Origin of the sequence: Rhodoblastus sphagnicola, assembly GCF_002937075.1 — a bacterium.
Lineage (GTDB): Bacteria > Pseudomonadota > Alphaproteobacteria > Rhizobiales > Beijerinckiaceae > Rhodoblastus > Rhodoblastus sphagnicola.
The window spans coordinates 45,778-52,182 of record NZ_NHSJ01000118.1; the positions used below are offsets into that span (position 1 = coordinate 45,778).

The window sequence follows — 6,405 nt, forward strand, 5'->3', positions numbered from 1 at the left end:
CGTGACAAAGAACGCGCCGGAATATCTGGTCTGCGAGGGCAATGAGGCGGCGGCGCTGGCGGTGGCGCTGGCGCGGCCGGACATGGTGTCGGTCTATCCGATCACCCCGCAGTCGAGTCTGGTCGAGCATCTGGCGAAACTGGTCGCCGATGGCCGCATGGATGCGGAAATCGTGGACGCCGAGGGCGAGCATTCCGTTCTGTCGGTGCTGCAAGGCGCAGCGCTGGCGGGCGGGCGGACGTTCACGGCCACCTGCGGCCCCGGCCTCGCTTTCATGTTCGAGCCTTATTTCCGCACGCCCGGCCTGCGCCTGCCGATTGTGATGGCGCTGGTAACGCGCGACGGCCTGACGCCCCAATCGGTCTGGGGCGGCCACCAGGACGCCATGACCGTCCGCGAGGTCGGCTGGGTGCAGATGTATTGCGAGTCGGTTCAGGAGGTTCTGGACACCACGCTGATGGCGTTCAAAATCGCGGAACACCGCGACGTGATGCTGCCGGTCAACATCTGTCTCGACGGCAATTACCTTTCCTATGGCGCGGCGCGCGTCACCTTGCCGGCGCAGGCCGACGTGGACGCCTTTTTGGGCGAGAAGGACGTCAACTGGCACGCCGCGCTCGATCCGCAAAAACCGATGGCGATCGATCCGCTCACCGGCGGCGCGGGCGGCAAGGGTCCGGCGACTTTCGTGCGCTACCGAAAGGGCCAATGCGCGGGCATGCAGAACGCGCTGCGGGTGATTTGCGAAACCCACGACGCCTATGCGCAAAAATTTGGCCGACGTTTCGCGCCGCTGGTCGAAGAATATCGCATGGCCGACGCCGAATTCGCCTTGCTGACGCTCGGCGGCATGACCGGCGCCGCCAAGGACGCGGTGGACGAGGCGCGCGACGCCGGCAAGCGCGTCGGCCTCATCAAGATCAAGACGTTCAGCCCGTTTCCGGTCGAAGCTTTATGCGCGGCGCTGCGGGGGATCAAGGCGCTCGGCGTGGTCGATCGCTCCGTCGCCTTCCGCTGGAATTGCGGGCCGATGTTCCAGGAAACGCTCGGCGCCCTCTACCGGCTCGGCCGTCCGCTTCCCGCCGCCAGTTTCATTGGCGGCCTCGCCGGCGCCGACATCACTGTGGAGCATTTCCATCGCGTCATCGAACAGACCGAAGCCCTTCTGCACGGCGCCGCGCCGAAAAACGGCCCGATCTGGATCAACGAGAACGATTGAGGTTGTCATGCCCCACGCCCACTATCTCGTTGTCGGCGGCAGCCATGCGGCGCTCGAGGCGGTCAACGCCATCCGCATGTGCGACGCGGACAACAACGTGACGCTGCTCACGCGCGACCGCCGGCCGCCCTATTCGCCGACGGCCCTGCCCTATGTCGTCTCCGGTCGCGCGTCGCCGGAAAAACTCGTCTTGCGCACGCAAGACGACTTCGCGCGCCAGCGCGTCGATTATCGCGCCGGCGCCGAACTGGCGCGCATAAATCCCGAGCGCAAAGTGGCGGTGCTGTCGGACGGCGCCGAAATCGCCTTCGAGAAACTCCTGCTCGCGACGGGGGCGTCGCCGGCGATCCCGCCGATTCCCGGCGTCGAAACCGTTCCCTATCACGTGCTGCGCACGATGGACGACGCGCTGCGGCTGAAACAGGCCATCGCCAAAGCGCGCCGCGCCGTGGTTCTGGGCGCGGGGCTGGTCGGCATGCACGCCGCCGAGCATCTGGTCGAGGCCGGCGCCGAGGTCGCCATCGTCGAAATGCAAGAACAGGTGCTCGGCGCCTGTTTCGACGCCGCCGCCGCCGCCCACATCGAACGCGCCTTTGTCGCCCACGGCGCGCGCGTCCTCACGGGACGGCGCGTCATCGGCCTGGCGCGGCGCGGGACTGCGACAGACGTGCGACTGGACGACGGCCAGACGCTGGAAGCCGACCTGCTGCTGGTGGCGACGGGCGTAAAACCCAATATGGATTTTCTTGCCGGCAGCGGCGTCGCGCGGGATCGCGGCATTCTCGTTGACGACGCCATGCGCACCAATGTGAAGGACATTTGGGCGGCGGGCGATTGCGCGCAGGCCAAAAATTTCCATGGCGGCGGCCCCGTGATCAACGCCATCCTGCCCGTCGCGGCGGAGCAAGGCCGCATCGCCGGGATGGCCATGGCGGGCGATCCCGGCCTGAAACCCTATCCCGGAAGCGCGCCGCTCAACACCTACCGCTTCTTCGGCCGTCACGCGCTCGCCGTGGGCGCCGGCGACGTTCCCCCCGGCGGCGCGCAACGCGTCCGCGCCGATGACGCCGGCTATCTGCGCGTGGTGATCGAAAACGGGTGTTTGCGCGGCATTTTCAGCGTCAACCACTTCTTTGACGCGGGCGTGATGCGCGAACTGATCCTGCGGCGCGTCCCAATCTCCGACGCGCTCGATCGTCTGGTCGCCGACCCGCTGACGACCGGCCGCGAATTCATGTCTCGCTTGTGGAAATGACCATGCGCGCTTACGAAACCCTCGCCTTCGACGCCGGCAAATGCGACGGCTGCGGCCAATGCGCGACCGCCTGCGCGCAAGAAAAAACGCAGGCGCGCCTGAACATCCTGCCGTCCGGCGCGGGGTTCGCCCTGGCGCTGTGTCGCCAATGCGGCGATCCCAAATGCGTCAGCGTTTGTCCGGCCGGCGCGCTGGCCAAAAACGCCGAAACCGGCGTGATCGGCTGGGACGCCGACAGATGCGTGGACTGCCTGCTCTGCACCGTCGGTTGCGCCTATGCCGGCATTGCGCCCGATGCGACCGGCCGCGTCGCCAAATGCGACATGTGCGCCGGCGACCCCGCCTGCGCCAAAACCTGTCCGACCGGCGCGCTCACACACATCACCAGCGCGCGCATCTACAACGAGGTCGGCGACTGGGAGGATTTGTTCGCCGAAGGGCTCAGCGGCTGCCAGGGCTGCAACACCGAACTGTTGATGCGCCACGCCCTGCGCAGGGTCGGCCCCGACACGGTGCTGGCGACGCCGCCGGGCTGCGTTCCCGGCATGGGTGCGGTCGGCTTCAACGGCCTGACGGGAACCAAGGTCCCGGTGTTTCATCCGCTGCTGACCAACACGGCCGCCATGCTGGCGGGCGTAAAGCGCCAGCTGGCGCGAAAGGGACGCGAGGTCACGGCGATGGCCCTGGCCGGCGACGGCGGCGCCTCCGACGTCGGCTTTCAATCGCTGTCCGGCGCGGCCGAGCGCGGCGAAAACATCCTGTTCCTGGTGGTGGACAACGAGGGCTACATGAACACGGGCATGCAGCGCTCCAGCTGCACGCCCTACGGCGCCTGGACCTCGACGACGCCGGTCGGGCGCCAGGGCAAGGGCAAGACGCAGGACGCCAAGAACCTGCCGCTGCTGATGGTCAACCACCGCTGCGCCTATGTCGCGACGGCCTCGACCGCCTTCATGGAGGATTTCTACGCCAAGCTCGACAAGGCCATCGTCGCGTCCAAAACCGGCTTCGCCTATCTGCATGTCTATTCGCCCTGCACGACGGGCTGGCGCTTTCCCCCGGAAAAAAACATCGAGGTGGCGCGCAAGGCGGTCGAGAGCAATTTCGTCATGCTGTGGGAGTTTTCCCCGCGCGCGGGCCTGCGGTTCACGCATTCGGTCGAGGCCCCGCTGCCGGTCGCCGACTATCTCAAGGCGATGGGCCGGTTCCGCCATCTCAACGAGGACCAGATCTTACACATTCAGAAAAAAGTCGAGGAGAACCGCGCGCTGGTCGAGCAACTCGCGACGCGCTCCAGCGCGGCCTGAGCGCCCAAAGAGGCGCAGGGCGAACAAGGGGGAGGCAAACATGGGATACACGCCATCGGAAATCGCGTCGGCCGATTTCGGCAGTCGCGGCGAGTTGCGCGATCTGCAATTGCGGCGTCTCAAGGCGACGCTGCGCCATGCCTATGACAACGTGCCGCATTACCGGGAAAAATTCCAGAAGGCCGCCGTTGCGCCCGACGATCTCCAGTCGCTGGCCGATCTGAACAAATTTCCGTTCACCACCAAGGCCGATCTGCGCGACACCTATCCGTTCGGCATGTTCGCCACGCCGATGCGCGATGTCGTGCGCATCCACGCCTCCTCCGGCACGACCGGAAAACCGACGGTGGTCGGCTACACCCAGCGCGACATTGCGATGTGGGCGCAGGTGCTGGCCCGCTCGATGCGCGCGGCCGGCCTCACCGCCGACGACATTGTCTTGAACGCCTTCGGCTATGGCCTGTTCACCGGCGGCATCGGGTTCCACTACGGCGCCGAATGTCTCGGCGCGACGGTCATTCCGATTTCGGGCGGCCAGACCGAGAAACAGGTCCAGTTGATTCAGGATCTGAAAGCGACCGTGCTGCTGTGCACGCCGTCCTATGCGCTCACCATCGCCGACGAGATGGCGCGCCAGAACGTGGATGCGAAAAACACCAGCCTGCGCATCGGCCTGTTCGGCGCCGAGCCCTGGACCAACCAAATGCGCCGGGAAATCGAAACCCGCCTCGGCCTCGACGCTTACGACACCTATGGCCTGTCCGAGGTGATCGGCCCCGGCGTCGCCTCGGAATCGCGCGAGTGCAGGGATGGCCCGCAGATCTGGGAGGATCATTTTTACCCCGAGATCATCGACCCCGTCAGCGGCGAGGTCTTGCCCGACGGCGCCGACGGCGAACTGGTGTTCACCTCGCTGACCAAGGAGGCGCTGCCGATCATCCGCTATCGCACCCGCGATTTGACGCGGCTGTCGCCGGGCAAGGGCGCGATGCGGCGCATGGACAAGATCACCGGGCGGTCCGACGACATGCTGATCATCCGCGGCGTGAATCTGTTCCCGACGCAGATCGAGGAAATCGTGCTGAAACACGCCACCCTGTCGGGGCATTACCAGCTCCACGTCACCCGCGAGGGGCGGATGGACGAACTCACCGTGCTGGTCGAAGTCAAGCCCGAACTGTCCGACGCCGACCCGGATTGGCGCGAAGCGATCGGGCGCGAGGTCGCCCACGACATCAAATCGCAGATCGGCGTCAGCGCCAAGGTCGCCGTGCTGGAAACGGATTCGATCGAGCGCACCCTGGTCGGCAAGGCCAGGCGCGTCATCGACAAGCGCCCGCAATGATTTTCACAGGAGAGCGTCATGAAGAACACCATTGTCGTGGGACAGTCGGCGACGCGCCGGATCGAGATCGACACGCCGCGCACCATCGATTTTCTGGGAGAAGCTCTGCGCGTCTACGCCACGCCGGAACTGGCGCGCGATTTCGAGATCGTCTGCCGCGATTTTCTGCTCGGCCATGCCGACGCCAACGAAGATTCGGTGGGAACGGGAATCCGCATTTCCCACGGCGGCGCCACCTTGCGCGGCATGCAGGTCGAGATCACGGCGACGGTCGCGAAGATCGAGGGGCGTCTGGTCACCTTCGATCTCGTGGCCAACGATTCGATTGAAGAAATCAGCCGCGGCAGCCACAGCCGATTCGTCGTGGACGTCGAGAAATTGCGCGCGAAGGTGGCGGCGAAAGCGGCAAGCCTCGGGGAGACGCAGGCCGCGACTCCGTAGTCATACGGCCGCTGTGAAGCGCGCCAGCAGGCCATAGGCCTCGTCGACATCCAGCCCGCAGGTCGTCAGCGTCTTGGTGTCGAAACGCGGCTCGCCATGCTCCCAGGGAACGTCAAGCCGCCTTTCGCGACCTCCTTCGCGGAAGACGACGCGTCCCTTGACCCTTTCGCCCTTCGACGGCTCCATGAAGGCGTCGACAAGGTAGATATAGACGCCCCCGTTGGTCGCGGTCGCCGCGGCCTCCACGGCGTCATAGGGCGTGTCGGTGGGATCGACCGGCAAAGGGAAGACAATCTCGACGAGAGAGCCGACGCGCGCATTGAGGATGGCGGCAGCCTGATCGGCGTCGTCGGGAAGAACGCCATCAATGCGCCCCGAGTAGTAATCGACCTCGCCGGCGAGCTTTGCTGACATGGGCGGGACGAGAAGAATGATGCGAGGGTCCATGGCGGCCATTATATTACCGTGGGGGAGCGAACGCCATGGCCGAGACGCGTCTCGACGCATTTCGCGGGGAATGCCGCTACGGCAAGGCGTCGTGGGCTTCGCATCGGCGTTAAAGCGGCTGTTCTGGATCGGACGCCGCCGCGGTCGGCGTTCGCCTCGGTCTCAAGAACGCGGTCCATATCGAGAACCAAACATCATTTGAATGATGCTATCAACTGGATCAGCCTGGGGCAGATGAAGCGATCATGTTTGCCCTCCATGCGCGAAAGGCCCTGAAACCGTGACAGCCCTTGCCAAACTCAAGCACCGTTTCGAACGCATCGCCATCATCAATGAAGCCTCCTCGATGCTGGCCTGGGATTCCTCGGTGATGATGCCGCCGGGCGGGGCG

Annotated in this window: 6 protein-coding genes; 5 read left to right on the forward strand and 1 reads right to left on the reverse strand. The window is 65.5% G+C overall.

Annotated elements, in window-relative coordinates:
* The first annotated feature begins 1 nt into the window (after nt 1).
* From padG to CCR94_RS19155, 5 genes are read left to right on the forward strand one after another with little or no spacing between them, the layout of a single operon-like run.
* Entirely contained in the window at nt 2–1,219 is a 1,218-nt protein-coding gene (gene padG / locus CCR94_RS19135) for an NADH-dependent phenylglyoxylate dehydrogenase subunit alpha (RefSeq protein ID WP_244594140.1), read from the forward strand.
* Between the two features lie 7 nt (nt 1,220–1,226).
* The gene (gene padH / locus CCR94_RS19140; protein WP_104509421.1) at nt 1,227–2,474 is read left to right on the forward strand and encodes an NADH-dependent phenylglyoxylate dehydrogenase subunit epsilon; all 1,248 of its coding nucleotides are present in this window, start codon (nt 1,227–1,229) and stop codon (nt 2,472–2,474) included.
* A 2-nt stretch (nt 2,475–2,476) separates the two neighbouring features.
* Nucleotides 2,477–3,781 (forward strand): NADH-dependent phenylglyoxylate dehydrogenase subunit beta, encoded by a 1,305-nt coding sequence (gene padI / locus CCR94_RS19145; protein WP_104509422.1) that lies wholly within the window; start codon nt 2,477–2,479, stop codon nt 3,779–3,781.
* A gap of 40 nt (nt 3,782–3,821) precedes the next feature.
* Nucleotides 3,822–5,126 (forward strand): phenylacetate--CoA ligase PaaK, encoded by a 1,305-nt coding sequence (gene paaK / locus CCR94_RS19150; RefSeq protein ID WP_104509423.1) that lies wholly within the window; start codon nt 3,822–3,824, stop codon nt 5,124–5,126.
* A gap of 18 nt (nt 5,127–5,144) precedes the next feature.
* Nucleotides 5,145–5,567 carry a thioesterase family protein gene (locus tag CCR94_RS19155; protein ID WP_104509424.1) on the forward strand — a complete coding sequence of 141 codons (423 nt, stop codon included), beginning with the start codon at nt 5,145–5,147 and terminating at the stop codon, nt 5,565–5,567.
* Here CCR94_RS19155 and CCR94_RS19160 read toward each other — a convergent pair whose 3' ends face one another.
* Entirely contained in the window at nt 5,568–5,981 is a 414-nt protein-coding gene (locus tag CCR94_RS19160) for a hypothetical protein (protein ID WP_206605866.1), read from the reverse strand.
* Between the last annotated feature and the right edge of the window lie 424 nt (nt 5,982–6,405).

Coding starts and splice junctions, on each gene's coding strand:
- CCR94_RS19155 (WP_104509424.1), top strand. CDS start 5,145: ATGAAGAACACCATTGTCGTGGGACAGTCGGCGACGCGCCGGATCGAG.
- CCR94_RS19160 (WP_206605866.1), bottom strand. CDS start 5,981: ATGTCAGCAAAGCTCGCCGGCGAGGTCGATTACTACTCGGGGCGCATT.
- paaK (WP_104509423.1), top strand. CDS start 3,822: ATGGGATACACGCCATCGGAAATCGCGTCGGCCGATTTCGGCAGTCGC.
- padI (WP_104509422.1), top strand. CDS start 2,477: ATGCGCGCTTACGAAACCCTCGCCTTCGACGCCGGCAAATGCGACGGC.
- padH (WP_104509421.1), top strand. CDS start 1,227: ATGCCCCACGCCCACTATCTCGTTGTCGGCGGCAGCCATGCGGCGCTC.